Origin of the sequence: Salegentibacter lacus (assembly GCF_020164555.1) — a bacterium.
GTDB classification, from domain to species: domain Bacteria; phylum Bacteroidota; class Bacteroidia; order Flavobacteriales; family Flavobacteriaceae; genus Salegentibacter; species Salegentibacter lacus.
The window spans coordinates 50084-67356 of sequence record NZ_JAIQZB010000021.1 but is presented as its reverse complement, the minus strand read 5'-3'; the positions used below and the strand labels follow the sequence as shown (position 1 = coordinate 67356).

Genomic DNA, 17273 nt, shown 5'->3' with positions numbered 1-17273 from the left:
GGCTGAAAGGATTGGGTAAAGTATAATTTTTATGTAAAGCCTAAATGTAAAGTTGTAACGTAATATGCTATAAATCAACACGCTTTACATCGGGCTTTACATAACCATATTGTTGTCATAACCTTTGTTATGTATAGCTTTCCATAACAAAGGAGAATCACTAAGAAAAGGAGCTTTAAAGAACGAGTAACATTAATTTTTTATATAATTGCAGTATCTTTCAAAGTGGCACTGTTTGACCGAAACAGGTGGCACCATCACTCCGAAATAGCCAGTAGGTGGTTTTTTTTATAGAAAATAGGGTTGGTCTAGGGATTATTAGGAAGGTGTGGGCTGTCGACTGTTTTTTCTTCGAAATTCTAAAGAGGATGAATTGCTTTTTTAAATCAATTTAAGGTCTTTCATTATCCCGATTAAGTGCGGGTTGGTATTTGCCTTGAATTCTTCGCGTAACTCTTTTAAACGCTTTTCTATGGCGCTTCTGCTGCTGGGCTTAATGTTTTTCTTTTTCAGTTCTCTTTCTATTTCGTCCTGAGTGTAACCATTGGAGAGATATTTCACAATATTTATTTCAAATTCATTGAGGCTAAGCAGATTTTTTTGTGTGAGTGCTTTTTCAATGGAAGGTGAATTGTATTTTTTATTTTTGCTTACACACCTAATTGCTTCTTTCAGGTCTTTAAGTCCGTTGCGGTCTTTGCAAACATAAGCATCGATATTACCAGAATTCCATAAATCTCGAACGGTTTGTGGATGGTCTTCTATAGAATTTACAATTACCTTTAGGTTGGGATCTTCGTTTTTTAGTATTGAAATAAGTTCCTGTCCCGAAGTTATTTTTTCCTTTCTAAAATCTTGTTTAAAAGAGAGGTCGCAAATAAGTAAATCAAAAGGATTATTATCCTGGATATCCTTTTTTGCCTTCAACCAGGCCTGATCACAATATTGGGAATGTGAAACGTCCACAATACCGATATCTTTTAAAACTATGGAGACGGCCTGGTTAATACTGTCCATATCTTCGGCAACAAGGACTTTTTTAAACATGATAATTTTTATAATGGAATACGGATCATGATTTTTAATCCTTTTCCCTTTTCAGATGTCAAAAATAAGTTTTCCATTTATAGAAAAAATACGGTTTTCCACATTTTGTAATCCATTTCCGTTTTTTAATAACTTGCATTGAACTTTGTTGAAGCCCTTTATTGTAAAAACTGATTCTCTGCTGAAGGAAATCGGTCTCTTTAGCTTTTTCATAAAAATAAGAAACCGAATCGGTTTATTGTATGTTATCGTCGGTTTTGATTCCTAACTCCTAACAAGCCAAAAGCGGAAAAATTAAACCAAAACATACAAAATAAAAGTGCTTCTTAGCCCAAAAATAAAATAAGCCAACGGCTTTTGGTGCATTGCGTTCTATTTAATTTTTTAAATCCCAGTAATTACTTTGTACCAGAGGAAACCCAGATTTTTATTTGTTTAATAAAAAGAAGATATTGTATATTTGCCAGCCCTCTTTGTAACCTTAGGGTTTATTAGAGATAGTTCTTAAATATGAGTAACCGAATTAATTCTTCGGTTATAGAAATAAAATTTTGGGTTTAGACCCTGTTGCAAAAGTTTTTTAAATAAATTTTTGCTCTAAAATTAAGTTGTGTTGTTTGTCCTGTTTATTCAGGGCGTGTAGTTAGCCAGTTATATCCTATGTTGTGTGGATTTGGCTAACCAATGAGAAGCTTTTTTCCGTGTATTCGGAAAGAGGCTTTTTTGTTTTTAGTAAAGTTTAGAGAGTTACCCAAGATTCATTAATTAACCCCAATAATAATGCTTCATCTTTGTAAAGTATAGAATTCTTCCTGTATAGATTAACTACAATTTTTGTATAAACACAACAATTAGGCTTGATCCGAATATTTGCTAACACCCTATAATTAAAAAAGCCCGAAAACACTATGTGCATCGGGCTTTTAAGGTGGTGCCTCCAGGAATCGAACCAGGGACACAAGGATTTTCAGTCCTTTGCTCTACCAACTGAGCTAAGGCACCAGTTGCTTTGTTATAAGCGGTTGCAAATATATATCCATTTTTATAATCTCACAAAGGAAAAATTAAAAAAATGCTTTTGTAATTTAGCTGACACAACCAAATTACTATGAATTTAATTATTGATGTTGGGAATTCTTCGATTAAAGCTGCTGTTTTTCAGGATGCTAAACTTTTGAAAACCTACATAGGTTCATTTGAAAATTTTTCTAAAAAATTTCAGAAAATAAGGAAAGACTATCCGGAAATAGCCTTTTCTATCCTTTCTTCAGTAGTAAAAGATACTTCAGAGATTGAAAAAGTTCTAAACAAAGAGACTGAACTCTTTGTTTTAGATGAAAACATTAAACTTCCGTTTAAAAACAGATATACCTCTCCTCAAACTTTGGGAAAGGATCGGTTGGCCTTGGTGGGCGCAGGAGTAAAGGATTATAAAAATACAAATTTGCTAATTATTGATGCTGGAACCTGTATTACCTTCGATTTTAAAAATGACAGGAATGATTATTTAGGAGGAGCTATTTCTCCCGGTTTGCAAATGCGATTAAAAGCACTTCATTATTTTACGGCCAAGCTTCCTTTAATCGAATTGGAGGAAGACATTGCTTTAATTGGTGATTCTACCCGAAATAGTATCTTATCTGGCGTCTTGAACGGGGTTGCAGCCGAGCTTGACGGAATAATTGATCGCTATAAAGCTGATTATAAATATTTAACAATAATTTTAACAGGAGGGGATACGCAAATTTTGTCAAAGCGGGTAAAAAATGGCATATTTGCCAACCCGAATTTTCTTTTAGAGGGATTAAACTACATTTTAGAATTTAACAAGACTCAATGATTAAACGATTTATAGTAATCGTAGCTGTTTTTTTTACAGTTGTTGCTACAGCTCAGGAGAATGTATCTTCGCCCTATTCTTACTACGGAATTGGACTTAACACTTTTAAAGGAACTGTAGAAAACAGGTCTATGGGTGGTTTAAGTATGTTTTCAGACAGTATACACCTTAACCTTAGAAACCCTGCCGGTTACGGGAGGTTAAGAAGAACTACTTATGCATTGGGAGGATCTCACGAAAGATTAACCTTAAATTCAGATGGTGCAGAAGATAACGCAAAAGTTTCTTCGTTAGACTATTTGGCAATTGGGGTGCCGGTAGGAGGAAATCTTGGTTTTGCTTTCGGAGTTTTACCATATACCTCGGTAGGATATCAAATTCTGGATATTAGAGAAGATGTTGCCAGCAGGTTGGAAGGCCGTGGCGGAATGAATAAAGTTTTTCTTTCAGCAGGATACCAGGTGATTCCTTCTTTAAGCCTTGGGATTGATGCAAATTATAACTTTGGAAATCTTCAAAATCGAAGAACCCTTATTAGGGAAGAGGTGCAATTAGGTTCCAGGGATGTGAGTAGATCAGATCTTTTGGGCTTTAGTTATAATTTTGGTGCCGATTTTCAGCAAAAATTAAAAAATGGACTTAATTTACATGCAGCGGCGACTTATTCACCAACTACAACAATAGATGCTGAAAATTCGAGGCAGTTAGCCACTATTGCTTTTTCATCAACCGGTGGCGAATCAGTAGTAGAAGAGCGCGATATAGATGTTGCAGACTCTGAATTAACTCTGCCGGCTAAATACACAATTGGTTTAGGATTGGGAAGGCCTAATAAATGGTTCTTTGGTGGTGAGTATGTAAGCACCGATGATAATTCTTATCTAGACGTAAACAATGCCGGTGGCGGAAATGCAAATTTTGCAAATGCTGCGCAGTATAAATTTGGTGGGTATTTTATTCCGCAATATAATTCAATTACAAATTATTTTAACCGTATTGTATACCGTGCGGGATTCAGGTTTGAAGAGACAGGTTTAAATATCAATAATCAGGGCATTAATGAGTTTGGCATCACTTTTGGAGTTGGACTACCTGTAGGACCGGGATTTTCTAATATAAACCTTGGATTTGAGTATGGACAGCGCGGTACCACAGATTCAGGTTTAATTCAGGAAGATTTCTTTAGGCTTTCAGTAGGGCTTTCCCTTACCGAAGCCAGAAGATGGTTTGAAAGAAGAAAATTTAATTAACCACAATAATAAAACAAGAAAATGAAAGCGAGATTTATAGCATTAATTACGGGAGCCGTTTTAGGTTCAAGTGTTCTAAGCGCGCAGTCTAATGATTGTGCAACAATGGCTGCTTTGGCTTATGACGATGCTAAAGCTAAAAATTATGATGCCGCTTATGAACCTTTAATGAAAGTAAGGGAGGAATGCCCTAAATATAGTTTGGCTACTTTCCAATATGGTGAACGTGCTCTTAACTATAAAATTGAGAACGCTGAAGGTGCCGAAAAGGAGCAGTTTATTGAAGAGCTTATTAGTCTTTGGGAAGAGCGTTTAGAATTGTTTCCAAATAAAACTTCTAAAGGAAAAATTTATTCTGATATCGCTCAGTTAAGATACGACCATAAATTAGGTACTAAGGAAGAATTATATAATGCTTTTGATAAAGTTTATGTAGAGGATCGTGAAAACTTTACTAGCCCTAAAGGTTTGTATGCGTATTTCGACCTTATGGTAGAAATGCAAGATGCTGGTGATAGAGAACTTCAGGATGTTTTTGATAGCTATGATAAGGTGTTAGCAAAAATTGAAGAAGAGGAAAATGATGCTGCTGAAAGATTAGCTCCTCTTTTGAAGAAACAAGAAGAAGGTGAAGATCTTACTGCTAAAGAAAAAAAACAAATTAATTATGCAGAAATCAATCTGAAAAACTACAACCTTGTAAAAGGAAGTATCAATGCTAAATTAGGAGCAAGAGCAGATTGTGATAATTTGATCCCTCTTTATAATAAAGATTTTGAAGAGAAAAAATCTGATGTAAACTGGTTGCAGAACGCTAACGCGAGACTGTCTGCTAAAGACTGTACCGAAGATCCATTATTCTTCCAGGTTTCTGAAGCATTGCACCAATTAGAGCCTTCTGCAAATTCTGCTTACTCTTTAGGTCAGTTGGCTGAAGCCGATGGCGATAGAGCTAAAGCTTTAGAATACTATAACGAAGCTGCAGAATTAGAAGAAGATCCTAACGATCAGGCTAGAATTTACTATAGAATTGCTTCTAACTATAAAGAAAGAGGTAGTTTTTCTCAAGCCAGAAATTATTATAGAAAAGCACTTAATGCTAAACCATCTTTAGGTAATGCATATTTGCAAATCTCTAATATGATAGCCCAGAGTGCTAACAATTGTGGAGAGACTTCTTTTGATAAAAGAGCTGTTTACTGGTTAGCTGCAGATTATGCTGCCAGAGCCGCAAGAGTAGATCCTTCTATCGCATCTAATGCAAATCAAACTGCTACAGCCTATAGAGGTAGAGCACCACAAAAATCTGATGTGTTTCAACAAGGTAGAAGTGCCGGTGAAGCAATACAAATTGGATGTTGGATTGGGGAAACCGTGCGTATCCCACAAATGTAATATGAGATTAACATATAAGGAAATAATAACAGGCATTGTCACGCTCACCGGCGTGACAATGCTTTTTTCATGTCAGGGTAATCTTAATGAGATTCGTGCCTTGGAAATTGAAGGTGATGCTCCACAAGCTATAGCCGAGGGAATTAACCTTAAGTATACCGATTCAGGCAGAATGGTGGCTAATTTAAAAAGCCCCAAGATGATGGATTTTACAAATAAAGAGTTTCCTTATCGCGAATTCCCGGAGGGGTTGGAGTTGGAAATTTATGACGAAAATAATGAGAAAAGTACAGTAACTTCTGATTATGGGATTATTTACGATGGCACTAATCTTATAGATATGCAAGGGAATGTGGTGATTTTTACGGCAGATAGTATGCGCCTGGAAGCCTCGCAATTGTTTTGGGATCAAAATATAAACTGGGTGTTTACCGATAAGCCTAATACTATTAAATTTCCCAATGGCGCTATCAACGATGGTGAAGGTTTTGATGCTAATCAAAATTTCGGTAATTTTCGCTCTAGAACCAATGTGGGAATCCAAATTATAAAAGACAATAAATCAGATGAGTAAATATTATAAATATTTTGAATACGCTTATTTATTTATAGCTGCATTTTTCTTGTATGAGAGTATTAGAATCTGGAATACTGAGCGCAGCGGAGCATATTTGTTCATCTTTTTCGTGGTTATATCTATCTTAATGTTTTTCTTTAAAAGGCGATTTAGACGAAAAATTGAAGAGCGTAACAAGCAGGAGTAATGGAAGTTGAAATTCTTATCATTGTCCTTTCTTTAATTTTATCTGCCTTCTTTTCCGGGATGGAAATCGCGTATATTTCTTCTAACAAGATCTATATTGAAATTGAAAAACGCCAAAACGATTTTCTAGCGACTATTCTTAAGAGATTAACCAAAAAACCCTCGAAATTTATCGCTACCATGCTGGTGGGGAATAACATTGCACTGGTGGTTTACGGGTTTTTTATGGGCGATTTACTTATGCTTTGGCTTGAAGGGCTTCAGCCTTTAAATAGTGCTTTCTTAGAATATCTTATCGTAGACCTAAGTTTATTTACCCAAACAATAATTTCTACGCTTGTAATTTTGCTTACTGCTGAATTTCTTCCGAAGGTGTTTTTTCAAATTTACGCGAACACCATGTTGAAATTTTTCGCGGTTCCGGCGTATATCTTTTATTTGCTTTTCAGTTTTATATCCTCTTTCGTAATATGGGTTTCAGATGTTATTTTGAAAAGATTTTTTAAAACCGAAGGAGACGAAGTGCAACTTGCATTTAGTAAAGTTGAACTGGGAAATTTCATCAATGAGCAAATGGAAACCGTCGAAGATGATGATGAAGTAGATTCTGAAATTCAAATTTTTCAAAATGCCCTGCAGTTTTCAGATATACGAGCCAGGGAAGTTATGGTTCCAAGAACCGAAATTATTGCGGTAGATCAACACCAGGCTCCCAGGGATCTCGTAAACACATTTACAGAAACCGGACTTTCAAAACTTTTAATTTATAACGAAACCATAGACGATGTTATTGGCTATGTTCATTCATTCGAGCTTTTTAAAAAGCCGGAATCTATAAAATCTATATTGTTACCGGTTGTTTTTGTGCCCGAAACTATGTGGGTGAAAGATGTTTTAAATAACCTCACTAAAAAGCGTAAAAGTATTGCCGTGGTTATAGATGAATACGGTGGTACCAGTGGAATGATTACCGTAGAGGATATTGTAGAAGAACTTTTTGGTGAAATCCAGGACGAACATGACCCTATAGTTCTTACCGAAGAAGAACTGGCTGAAGAACATTATAAATTCTCTGCCCGGTTAGAAGTAGATTACCTGAATGAAAATTATAAATTCAATATCCCCGAGGGTGAAAATTATGAAACTCTTGGAGGGTATATTGTAAATCATACCGAGGAAATTCCGCAACAAAATGAGGAATTACAAATAGATAATTTCTTATTTAAAATACTGGAAGTTTCCAATACCAAAATAGAATTGGTAGAATTAAAAATAAAACCTGCAGATTAAATAGCGATCAGTTAATATTTTGCTAATTATAAGTTTTATAATTAGGTTAAAAACATTATTTTCGCCCACTATATTTCGATAAAATAACAACTACAAATGGCAGTATTAAATAAAATCAGACAACGTTCTGTTTTCTTAATCATCATCATTGCATTGGCACTTTTTTCTTTTGTCCTTGCAGATGTGATTCGTAACGGCGGCTTTTCTTCGCAAAAAGATCAAAATACCATCGCAACTATTAATGATGAAGAGGTTAGCAGGGAAGATTTTGCGAGGCAGGTAGAAGCATATCAGCGTAACATGGGCTCCAATGCGAGTACTGCTCAGGCGGTAAATCAGGTTTGGGAACAAACACTTCGCGAAACCATTCTTAAAGAAGAAATGGAAAAGCTTGGAATAAGAGCCGGTAAAGCTCAAATTAGAGAGGTGATGCGTATGCAAATGGGGAATAATCCTGCTTTTAGAAACGAAGCCGGGATGTTTGACGAGAACCGTGTTCGTGAATATATTGCAAGCATAAGATCTACTCAACCGGAAGCTTACCAGCAATGGTTGCAAATGGAGAGCAATATGGGTGATATGGCCCGCCAGAATATGTATTTCTCTATGGTAACCGCCGGGATTGGTGCTACCATTACCGAGGCTGAGCAGGCTTACCGTTTTGCGAATAACAGCGTAGACCTTCGTTTTGTTCAATTGCCTTATTCTTCTGTTTCAGACGATGAAGTTGAGGTGACTAAAGATGAAATTAGAGATTATATTAAAGAAAATTCTTCTCAGTTTGAAACAGAAGCTTCAAGAAACCTCAGGTATGTTTATTTTGAAGAAAAAGCTTCAGATGAAGATGTACAGGAAGCTAAAGAAGCTTTAACTTCTTTACTGGATAGCCGTGTAGAATATAACGCGGTAACAAGCAGCAATGATACCCTTCCTGGTTTCAATAGTACTAATGATTATGAAGATTTTGTTGAAGCAAATTCAGATCTTCCTTACGAAGATAGGTTTGTATTCAAAAATGAATTGCCTTCAGAATTTGCCGATGAGCTTTTTACTATAGAAGAAGGAGAGACTTTTGGGCCGTACCAACATAATGGATATTTCAAAATATCAAAATTAGTTGAAACCAAACAAATACCAGATTCAACAAAAGCAAGTCATATTCTTGTGGCTTACCAGGGACAGCAATTTGCTCCAGATGTAACCAGAAGTAAGACAGAAGCAGAAGCTTTAGCCGATAGCCTTGCAAATGTGGTAAGAGGAAATAAAGATAAGTTTGACGAATTGGCTGCTGAATTTTCTTCAGACCGTTCAAACAGTGAAGATGGGGGAGACCTTGGTTATTTTGGCCCTGGCGATATGGTTCCAGAATTCGATAATTATGTATTAGAGAATAACCCGGGAGATGTTGGTGTTGTGGAAACCGATTTTGGTTATCACGTAATTCATATTGAAGAGCAAACTGAAAGAGAAAAAGCAGTTAAAATTGCAACTATCGCAAGAGAAGTAGAAGCTTCAGAACGTTCAAGAAATAACCTGTTTAACGAAACTACCAAATTCGAGATTGCTGCAGGTGACGGAGATTTTGCTGAAATAGCAAATGAAGGTGATTATAATATTAGAACCGTTAATAATGTAAAAGCACTGGATGAAAATATTCCGGGAGTTGGGCAACAAAGAAGAATTGTTCAGTGGGCTTTTGAAGATGAAGCTAGCGTTGGTGATATTAGACGTTTTGATATTCCTTCGGGATATGTTGTAGCTCAATTAACGGCTAAGAACAAAGAAGGTTTGATGACTGCAGAAAATGCTTCTTCTAAAGTAATCCCTATTCTAACAAAACAAAAGAAAGCCGAAATCCTAAAAGAAAGAATTAATAGTAAAGACCTACAGGAGATCGCTTCTAATAATAATACAATGGTACAGACTGCAAATGCAGTAAATCTTTCCAGCCCAACATTACCGGGTGCAGGAAGAGAACCGGAAGTAGTAGGATCTGTATTTGCTTTGGAACCGGGAAGTGTGAGCAATCCTATCGCAGGAAATAACGGGGTTTACGTTGTAGAGCTTGAAAGCAAAAATGAGGCGCCGGCTATGAATTCTTATAGCGGAATTGCAGAACAGGAAACTGCGCAAAGAAGACAAAATGCTTCTGAAAGACTGTTTGAAGCACTTCGTGAAAAAGCGGAAATTGAAGACAATCGCGCAAGATTCTACTAGTAGAATAAGCGTTTAGATATAGGAAGCCCCGGTAATTTTTACTGGGGCTTTTTTTATATAGTTTTTTACTTCGATCTTTAGAAATAAAATTAAAACAGAGATGTCATTAAGAACGGAGTGACGCTAACTCGTTTGCTAGTAATTTGCAGATTATCTTGTGAATTGTAACCCTTAGTCACCCTGAACTTGTTTCAGGGTCTAGGCTCTTAAGCACCGGTATTTAAAGAACAATATCCTCAAATGCAAAAATCGTTTTGAAACCTTTTTTATTGAAATACTCAAAAACCTCTTCTTTTCCCCCTGTTACCATCACAAAATCGCCACCCCAGCCACCAAGGCTTTTAACTGCACCTGGGAAATCTGGGAAGCGTTCTTGTTTTACTTTTGGTGTTTGCAATGCTTTTGCCAGTAAAGTCTCGTGAATATTGATTAAAAGGTCAAATTCAGTTAGCGTTTTGCAATTTATAAATTGTTCTGTTAGCGAAGATATTTTTTCTGTAAGTCCGGTTTTATTTGCCTCTGGTAAAGTTTTATAGTGTGCGATTGCATCGCGGCTGTTCTTTTTCTCATTTAGGTAAACGAAAAATATATTTTCTGAAAATTCAGGATAAAAATTAGCTTTTAAAACCGAAGGGCCATGTTCGGTAATTTGATAAGTTATCGGTTGATTATTCTGTGCCGCAGCTATATCATAACCGCTGCCACCAAAGGTGTTTTTAAGCAGTTTGTAGGCATCAATTGCAAACCAGTCTGCAATGTTATTGATTAAGGTTGAAGACGTCCCTAAACCCCATTTTTTATTAAAATTCAATCGGGTGTTTACTTCAATTCCGGTTTTTTCTCCAGAAAATATTTCGGGGTTTAGGCAATGGGCTTCATTTAATATTTGTTGAAGTTTTTTTCCGGTATTTTCTTCCCCAGAGATCAATTCGATTTTTCCGTTTTTGAAATTAAACTTACCCTGAAACCAAAGTTTTTCGTTTTCATCAAAACTGTTCCACTGAATGTTTTTTCCTTCAGAAACTTTAATTTCCAGCGACTGACCAAATTTTGTGGGAATAGCCAGAGCCTTTGCGCCTTCTAAAACCGCATATTCCCCGGTAATTAAAAGTTTTCCGTTGCTGTAAAACTCTTTCATGAATTTCTTAATTTTTGCAATTCCTCCACAGCGCTGCTGTGGGTTACGGTATTTTTCGTGAAATATTTGACAAGTATTTTCTTCTCGGCTGCAGTTGCTTTATGCTGATTTAAAATATTCATTAAATGCATTTTCATATGCCCTTGCTGAATTCCAGTAGTAGTAAGGGAATTTATCGCAGCAAAATTCTGCGCAAGTCCGGCAACGGCTACAATTTTCATTAATTCCCTGGCGGTAGGTTGCTGTAAAATATCTAAAGCCAGTTTTACTAATGGGTGCAAGCTCGTTAATCCGCCAACGGTTCCCAGCGCTAATGGAATTTCTATCCAAAATTTAAAAATGCCATCTTCAATGCTGGCGTGTGTTAAGCTGGAATATTTTCCGTTTCTAGCGGCATAAGCGTGAATGCCTGCTTCAACTGCTCTAAAATCGTTTCCGGTAGCAAGCACAACGGCATCAATCCCATTCATGATTCCTTTATTGTGGGTCACGGCACGATAAGGTTCAACTTCAGCAATATTAACTGCCTGAATAAATTTCTTCGCGAAATCTTTACCGTTTAAATCTTTATTTTCATTCAGGTCTTCCACCGGGCAGGAAACTTCAGCTCTCACTAAACATTCCGGCACATAGTTGGAAAGAATACTCATGATTATTTCGATATTCTTTTCTTCAGCAGTAAAATCGGTATACTGCTGGGCTTCATCTTGAAAAACTTCAGCAAATTTTTCGAGGCAGGAATTTATAAAATTCGCGCCCATAGAATCTTTCGTTTCAAACTCGCAATGCAGCTGGTAGTAATTTGCTATTTCAGACGATTTATCCTTCAGCTTTATGTCTAGAACTCCACCGCCGCGTTTTTCCATATTTCGGGTAATGGGTTTTACCGATTCCAGAAGTTTTGGTTTTGTAATTTTAAAGAAGTGCTCCAGCTTTTCTTTATTTCCGAAGAAATTAAAATGAACCTGACCTATCTTTTTGGTGTCTATAACTTCAGCTTTAAATCCGCCACGGGTTCTCCAGAATTTCGCGGCTTTACTTGCCGCTGCTATTACTGAGCTTTCTTCAATAGCCATAGGAATAGCAAGAAGATCCTCGTTAATCAGGAAGTTCGGTGCCAGGCCAAAAGGCAGGTAGAAATTTGATAATGTATTTTCGGTAAATTCGTCGTGTAGCTGTTGTAACCTGGAATCTTCGTTCCAGTATTGTCTAAGAATTGCCACATCTTCGGGGCGGTCTTTCAGGTAGGTTTCAGCCAACCAGTCTATTTTTTCCTTTTTGTTAAGTTTGGAAAAGCCGCTGATAGGTTTTGTCATTTTTAAGCTAATTTATAGTGGGCAAAGATACAATTGTTATTTAAGGGAAGCGGGTTTTCGGTTTTTAGAAAATATAGGAGAATATTTCTTTAACAAATCCTTAGTATTTAACACTCAAAACCTACTTTTTTTGCTGAAAATTTAGTAAACTTGGCAATCAAAATTCATTCTATAAATTTTATGAAGTTCTCCAAAATACTGGTTGGGTTGTTAATAGCAGCAACCTCAACAATTTACGCGCAGGATAAAGAAATTAGCCTCGAAGAAATTTACGACGGCACCTTTAGACAGGAACGTTTACAATCCCTACAATCTCTAGATAATGGTAAGGAATACCTGGTTTTAAATCGCGACCGCGATGCCAATACTACTAGTATAGATGTTTATTCTTACAAGAGCGGGGAAAAAGTTAGAAGCCTATTAAACAGTGAAAATCTTAGTGAAATTTCCGGATTTCAGGGATTTGAACTTAGTGAAAATGAGGATAAGATTTTACTTTCTACAGAACTGGAACAAATTTACAGACGCTCGTCCCGCGGAATTTACTATATCTACGATGTCGAAGATAAAAACCTTACCAGGTTAAGTGACAATAAAGTGCAGGAGCCTACTTTTTCTCCCGATGCTTCTAAAGTGGCTTATGTTTTCGAAAATAATATCTATACCTACGATATTGCTTCAGGCGAAGAAACGCAAGTAACAACAGACGGTAAAAAAAATGCGATAATCAATGGGGTTACCGATTGGGTTTATGAGGAAGAATTTGCTTTTGTAAGAGCTTTCGACTGGAATAAAACCGGAACTCATTTAGCTTATCTGAAATTTGATGAAACCGAAGTTCCGGAATTTTCAATGGATATGTTTGGTCAGGATTTATATCCAACCCAGCACGTTTTTAAATACCCGAAAGCGGGCGAAACTAATTCTGAAGTTTCCCTGTACACTTATGAATTAGCTACTGAAGAAAGTGAAAAAGTAGCATTAGGAGATTATGAAGATTTTTATATTCCAAGAATTAAGTGGACACAGGATGCTGAAATTTTAAGCGTTCAGGTTTTAAACAGACACCAAAACGATTTAGACTTAATTTTTGTTGATGTTGAAGATAATGAGGCTGAAGTGGTAATGAACGAAACCGATGAAGCTTATATTGATATCACCAACAACCTGACTTTTCTTGAGGATAACAGCTTTATCTGGACCAGCGAAAAAGATGGCTGGAACCATATTTACCTGTATGATGAAGATGGCGAATTAGAAAACCAGGTTACCGAAGGAAACTGGGAAGTGACCAACTATTATGGTTACGATGAGGATTCTAAGAAAATCTTTTATCAAAGTACAGAAAACGGAAGCGTTAACCGCGATGTATATTCCATAAAAATTAATGGTAAAAACAAAACCCGTTTAACAGAAAAAGAAGGAATGAACAGCGCAGATTTTAGCGCAGACTATACCTATTTTATCAATTCTTACACAAGCACCGAAACTCCTTATGAATTCACACTTCACAATGCTAAAAATGGAAAGCTTGTAAGAAAGATTAAAGATAATTCGGCTTTACTGGAAAAAGAAGCGGCTTATAACTTTACTCCAAAAGAACTAAGCACTATTGAAGTGGATGGTAATGAGCTTAATATGTGGATGATCAAGCCAAACGATTTTGACGAGAATAAAGAATATCCATTATTAATGTTTCAATATTCGGGACCAGGTTCGCAGTCGGTTTCTAACTCTTACTTCGGTACAAACGATTACTGGTACCAGTTACTTGCTAATGAAGGTTATATTATAGCAACCGTAGATGGTCGTGGTACAGGTTTTAAGGGAGCAGATTTTAAGAAAGTGACTCAAAATGAACTTGGTAAATACGAAGTGGAAGATCAAATTGCTGCTGCACAAAAACTTGGAGCAAGAGATTATATAGATGAAAACCGAATTGGAATTTGGGGATGGAGCTATGGTGGCTTTATGTCTTCTAACGCCATCTTAAAAGGAAACGAAACTTTCTCTATGGCTATAGCTGTAGCGCCGGTAATTAGCTGGAGATTTTACGATACTATCTATACCGAAAGATATATGACTACTCCACAGGAAAATCCTTCAGGCTATGATGAAAATTCACCAATTAATCACGTAGAAAAGTTAAAAGGAGATTATCTTTTAATTCACGGTGGAGGAGATGATAACGTACATCTTCAGAATACCATGAGAATGGTTGAAGCTTTAGTACAGGCTAACAAACAGTTTGACTGGGCGATCTATCCTGATAGAAACCACGGAATCTACGGTGGAAACACTAGATTACACCTATACACAATGATGACTGATTTTATCAAAGAAAAACTATAATCTAAATGGCAACAGCAACAAACAGAGCTCCACAAAAGGAATTATTTGGGCATCCGGTAGGCTTATATATTTTATTTTTCACTGAGATGTGGGAACGCTTTTCCTATTATGGAATGCGTGCTATCCTGGTTTTATATTTAGTAAGTGCAACAACCGGTGGAAACGCAGGTCTTGGTTGGACAGGTGGTGAAGCCATCGCCCTTTACGGTTGGTATACTATGTTAGTTTATGTGGCTTCTATTCCGGGAGGGATTATAGCCGATAAATTATTAGGCCAAAAGAAAACGGTGTTATGGGGTGGAATTATCCTTGTAGCCGGCCATGGTATTTTAGCCGTGGAAGAAATGTGGGCTTTTTATTCGGGACTTGCATTAATTATTATTGGGGTGGGAATGCTTAAACCAAATATCTCTACTATGGTTGGAGGTTTGTATAAACCCGGCGATATAAGAAGAGATAAAGGTTTTACTATCTTTTATATAGGAATTAATCTTGGTGCTTTTCTTTCCAGTTTAATTGTTGGTTATGTTGGTGAAAATATTGGCTGGCACTATGGTTTTGGACTTGCAGGTATTGCAATGGCTTTTGGACTTATCGTTTACCTATGGGGCCAAAAATACTTAGTAAATGTTGGTAACCTTTTATCTAAGGTTGAGCGAAGCGAAGGAGCTTCTCTTAGTAAAATGTTTAGTGAACTATTAAAATCTCCTATACAACTTACTATTACTTCAATTTTGATGGTAGGTTCTATATATTTTCTAATTGTAGAATCTATTCCGTTTGGTCTATTGTTCATCTTTTTAACCCTGGTAATCGCTTTGATGCTTATGGTGTATAAGGATCTTACTACACAAGTAATGAAAGACCGGTATGTAGTTATGATCTTATCATTCCTGCTGGTAGTTGTTTTCTGGGGAGCTTTCGAACAGGCCGGAGGATTAATGAATATTTATGCAGCCGATAAAACTGACAGAACACTTTCGGTAACCTTGCCACTTATTGGTAACGAAGTGCCTGCAACCTGGTTTCAGTCCTTAAATGCTATGTTCATTATTATTTTTGGAGTAATTGTAGCGAATTTCTGGGCAAAAAGAAAGTTGAAGAATAAAGAAGCTTCTTCAATTTTTAAAATGGCTACCGGGGTAATTATTATGGGACTCGGTTTTGTATTTATGGCTATAGCTTCACAAGAATATTCAGCATTTGAAAGTAAATCGGCTATGTACTGGTTGGTATTGGCTTACTTACTACATACTATTGGAGAACTTTGTTCTTCCCCGGTTGCGCTTTCATTTATTACCAAACTGGCGCCGGTTAAATATGCATCCCTTATGATGGGTGTTTATTTTGCTGCTACAGGACTTGGAAATAAAATGGCGGGACTTATTGGTGAATTCTCTCAGGGGGAACCAGCTACTGTTCAATTAAGTACAGAATCCGATGATGTGGCTAATAGACTGCAATTAAATGACTCCATAATTCAGAATAAAAATGATTTCACCTTTAATGGTTTTGTTTATCTGGAAAATAATGAGATTGCAGTAACGAATATGGAATCTGGTGAGCCAGTAATGGGACTCATGAACTTTGAAAGTGAAGAGCGGAAATCAGAAATTATAGCAAACCTGAAAGAGGAAGGGGCAACCGCTCAGGATCCTTATCACGTGATGCTTAATTTTAGACAGGAAGAAGATAAAGTTGGATATTATGGCGATTTTGTTATCGAAGAAGTTCAAACTAAATTAGAGTTTAGAACCTTTATTGGTATTACCATATTTACTACGGTCTTTGGTTTAATAGTGATATTCATGCTAAAACCTTTAAAGCGCCTTACTCACGGTGCTGAAGATAATGAAAGGGAAATGCTGGAACAGGAGCAATATGAAATTGCCGATACTGAAAGAGATAGTAAATAACTTAAAAATGACATTAAACAAAAAACGTTCTTAATTTTAGGAACGTTTTTTGTTTAATGTAAATTACCTCGGCGCAAGATCACAAGGAATTATAGGTTTGAGACTAGTCCCGGAGCATTTAAACCTCGATTAGCGAGTAAATTTTAAGAATAATATATGATTAGGATAATTACCGTAGTTTTTCTGTTTATAGGAATAAACACCCAGGCTCAGGAAATTAATTGGATGAGTATGAACGAGGCTTTGGAAGCTCAAAAAGAAGAGCCAAAAAAGATTTTTATGGATGCTTATACCGTTTGGTGTGGTCCCTGCAAAATGCTCGATAAAAATACTTTTACCAATAATGATGTGATTGAATTTGTAAATAAGAATTACTATCCGGTGAAGTTTAATGCTGAAGGTCCCAAGAAAATTGACTTTAAAGGTCAGGTATTTGAAAACCCACAATACGATCCTGAAAAGAAAGGTAGAAATTCTTCGCATCAACTTGCAAGAGCTTTAAAAATCTCGGGTTATCCCAGTCTTGTTTTCTTTGATGAGGAAGCGAATTTAATCGCTCCTATTCCGGGATACAGAACGCCTCAGCAGCTGGAACTATATCTGAAGCTTTTTGCTAAAGATGAATATAAAAAAATGACCTCAAAAGAAGCTTTTGCCGAATACCAGGAGAATTTTAAAGGTTCTTTTAAATAAAATAACTTAGCAAAATTTAACGAAGTTAGGTTGAAAAAAACTTCAGTTTCGAGATA

At 36.4% G+C, this 17273-nt stretch carries 13 protein-coding genes and 1 tRNA gene; 10 read left to right on the top strand and 4 right to left on the bottom strand.

Annotated features, from left to right (window positions below):
* Nucleotides 1-381: 381 nt before the first annotated feature.
* Complete coding sequence (locus LB465_RS15455) at nucleotides 382-1047, bottom strand: response regulator (protein WP_224470827.1); 666 nt, start codon at nucleotides 1045-1047, stop codon at nucleotides 382-384.
* A 929-nt stretch (nucleotides 1048-1976) separates the two neighbouring features.
* Nucleotides 1977-2049: transfer RNA gene (locus LB465_RS15450), tRNA-Phe, on the bottom strand.
* 106 nt (nucleotides 2050-2155) lie between these two features.
* Here LB465_RS15450 and LB465_RS15445 point away from each other — a divergent pair.
* The 7 genes from LB465_RS15445 (at nucleotide 2156) to LB465_RS15415 (ending at nucleotide 9802) form a co-directional block, all read left to right on the top strand.
* Nucleotides 2156-2887 carry a type III pantothenate kinase gene (locus tag LB465_RS15445; protein ID WP_224470826.1) on the top strand — a complete coding sequence of 244 codons (732 nt, stop codon included), beginning with the start codon at nucleotides 2156-2158 and terminating at the stop codon, nucleotides 2885-2887.
* On the top strand, nucleotides 2884-4137 hold the full coding sequence (locus tag LB465_RS15440) for a hypothetical protein (RefSeq protein ID WP_224470825.1): 1254 nt from the start codon (nucleotides 2884-2886) through the stop codon (nucleotides 4135-4137). The genes LB465_RS15445 and LB465_RS15440 overlap by 4 nt, the downstream gene beginning before the upstream one ends.
* A gap of 21 nt (nucleotides 4138-4158) precedes the next feature.
* Nucleotides 4159-5532: a tetratricopeptide repeat protein gene (locus LB465_RS15435; protein ID WP_224470824.1), complete on the top strand. Its 1374-nt coding sequence runs from the start codon at nucleotides 4159-4161 to the stop codon at nucleotides 5530-5532.
* Nucleotide 5533: 1 nt separating this feature from the next.
* Complete coding sequence (lptC, locus tag LB465_RS15430; RefSeq protein WP_224470823.1) at nucleotides 5534-6106, top strand: LPS export ABC transporter periplasmic protein LptC; 573 nt, start codon at nucleotides 5534-5536, stop codon at nucleotides 6104-6106.
* Nucleotides 6099-6296 carry a hypothetical protein gene (locus LB465_RS15425; protein ID WP_224470822.1) on the top strand — a complete coding sequence of 66 codons (198 nt, stop codon included), beginning with the start codon at nucleotides 6099-6101 and terminating at the stop codon, nucleotides 6294-6296. Before lptC ends, LB465_RS15425 begins: the two co-directional genes overlap by 8 nt.
* Entirely contained in the window at nucleotides 6296-7585 is a 1290-nt protein-coding gene (locus LB465_RS15420; RefSeq protein ID WP_224470821.1) for a hemolysin family protein, read from the top strand. The genes LB465_RS15425 and LB465_RS15420 overlap by 1 nt, the downstream gene beginning before the upstream one ends.
* 96 nt (nucleotides 7586-7681) lie before the next feature.
* A complete protein-coding gene (locus LB465_RS15415) occupies nucleotides 7682-9802 on the top strand; it encodes a peptidylprolyl isomerase (protein WP_224470820.1) in 2121 nt (706 codons plus the stop codon).
* A 220-nt stretch (nucleotides 9803-10022) separates the two neighbouring features.
* On the opposite strand, the gene LB465_RS15410 is transcribed toward LB465_RS15415, so the two are convergent.
* Complete coding sequence (locus LB465_RS15410; protein ID WP_224470819.1) at nucleotides 10023-10940, bottom strand: GYDIA family GHMP kinase; 918 nt, start codon at nucleotides 10938-10940, stop codon at nucleotides 10023-10025.
* A complete protein-coding gene (locus LB465_RS15405; protein ID WP_224470818.1) occupies nucleotides 10937-12256 on the bottom strand; it encodes a hydroxymethylglutaryl-CoA reductase, degradative in 1320 nt (439 codons plus the stop codon). Before LB465_RS15405 ends, LB465_RS15410 begins: the two co-directional genes overlap by 4 nt.
* A gap of 180 nt (nucleotides 12257-12436) precedes the next feature.
* On the opposite strand from LB465_RS15405, the gene LB465_RS15400 reads away from it, so the two are divergent.
* From LB465_RS15400 to LB465_RS15390, 3 genes are all read left to right on the top strand, one after another.
* Nucleotides 12437-14608 (top strand): S9 family peptidase, encoded by a 2172-nt coding sequence (locus LB465_RS15400; protein ID WP_224470817.1) that lies wholly within the window; start codon nucleotides 12437-12439, stop codon nucleotides 14606-14608.
* A 5-nt stretch (nucleotides 14609-14613) separates the two neighbouring features.
* Nucleotides 14614-16524 (top strand): peptide MFS transporter, encoded by a 1911-nt coding sequence (locus LB465_RS15395; protein ID WP_224470816.1) that lies wholly within the window; start codon nucleotides 14614-14616, stop codon nucleotides 16522-16524.
* 156 nt (nucleotides 16525-16680) lie between these two features.
* Nucleotides 16681-17217, top strand: coding sequence for a thioredoxin family protein (locus tag LB465_RS15390; RefSeq protein ID WP_224470815.1), 537 nt, complete (start codon nucleotides 16681-16683; stop codon nucleotides 17215-17217).
* Nucleotides 17218-17273: the final 56 nt, after the last annotated feature.

Excerpts from the sequence above, each read along its gene's own strand:
- lptC (WP_224470823.1), top strand. The coding sequence starts at position 5,534 with ATGAGATTAACATATAAGGAAATAATAACAGGCATTGTCACGCTCACC.
- LB465_RS15390 (WP_224470815.1), top strand. The coding sequence starts at position 16,681 with ATGATTAGGATAATTACCGTAGTTTTTCTGTTTATAGGAATAAACACC.
- LB465_RS15455 (WP_224470827.1), bottom strand. The coding sequence starts at position 1,047 with ATGTTTAAAAAAGTCCTTGTTGCCGAAGATATGGACAGTATTAACCAG.
- LB465_RS15440 (WP_224470825.1), top strand. The coding sequence starts at position 2,884 with ATGATTAAACGATTTATAGTAATCGTAGCTGTTTTTTTTACAGTTGTT.
- LB465_RS15400 (WP_224470817.1), top strand. The coding sequence starts at position 12,437 with ATGAAGTTCTCCAAAATACTGGTTGGGTTGTTAATAGCAGCAACCTCA.
- LB465_RS15425 (WP_224470822.1), top strand. The coding sequence starts at position 6,099 with ATGAGTAAATATTATAAATATTTTGAATACGCTTATTTATTTATAGCT.
- LB465_RS15415 (WP_224470820.1), top strand. The coding sequence starts at position 7,682 with ATGGCAGTATTAAATAAAATCAGACAACGTTCTGTTTTCTTAATCATC.
- LB465_RS15420 (WP_224470821.1), top strand. The coding sequence starts at position 6,296 with ATGGAAGTTGAAATTCTTATCATTGTCCTTTCTTTAATTTTATCTGCC.
- LB465_RS15410 (WP_224470819.1), bottom strand. The coding sequence starts at position 10,940 with ATGAAAGAGTTTTACAGCAACGGAAAACTTTTAATTACCGGGGAATAT.
- LB465_RS15395 (WP_224470816.1), top strand. The coding sequence starts at position 14,614 with ATGGCAACAGCAACAAACAGAGCTCCACAAAAGGAATTATTTGGGCAT.
- LB465_RS15435 (WP_224470824.1), top strand. The coding sequence starts at position 4,159 with ATGAAAGCGAGATTTATAGCATTAATTACGGGAGCCGTTTTAGGTTCA.
- LB465_RS15405 (WP_224470818.1), bottom strand. The coding sequence starts at position 12,256 with ATGACAAAACCTATCAGCGGCTTTTCCAAACTTAACAAAAAGGAAAAA.
- LB465_RS15445 (WP_224470826.1), top strand. The coding sequence starts at position 2,156 with ATGAATTTAATTATTGATGTTGGGAATTCTTCGATTAAAGCTGCTGTT.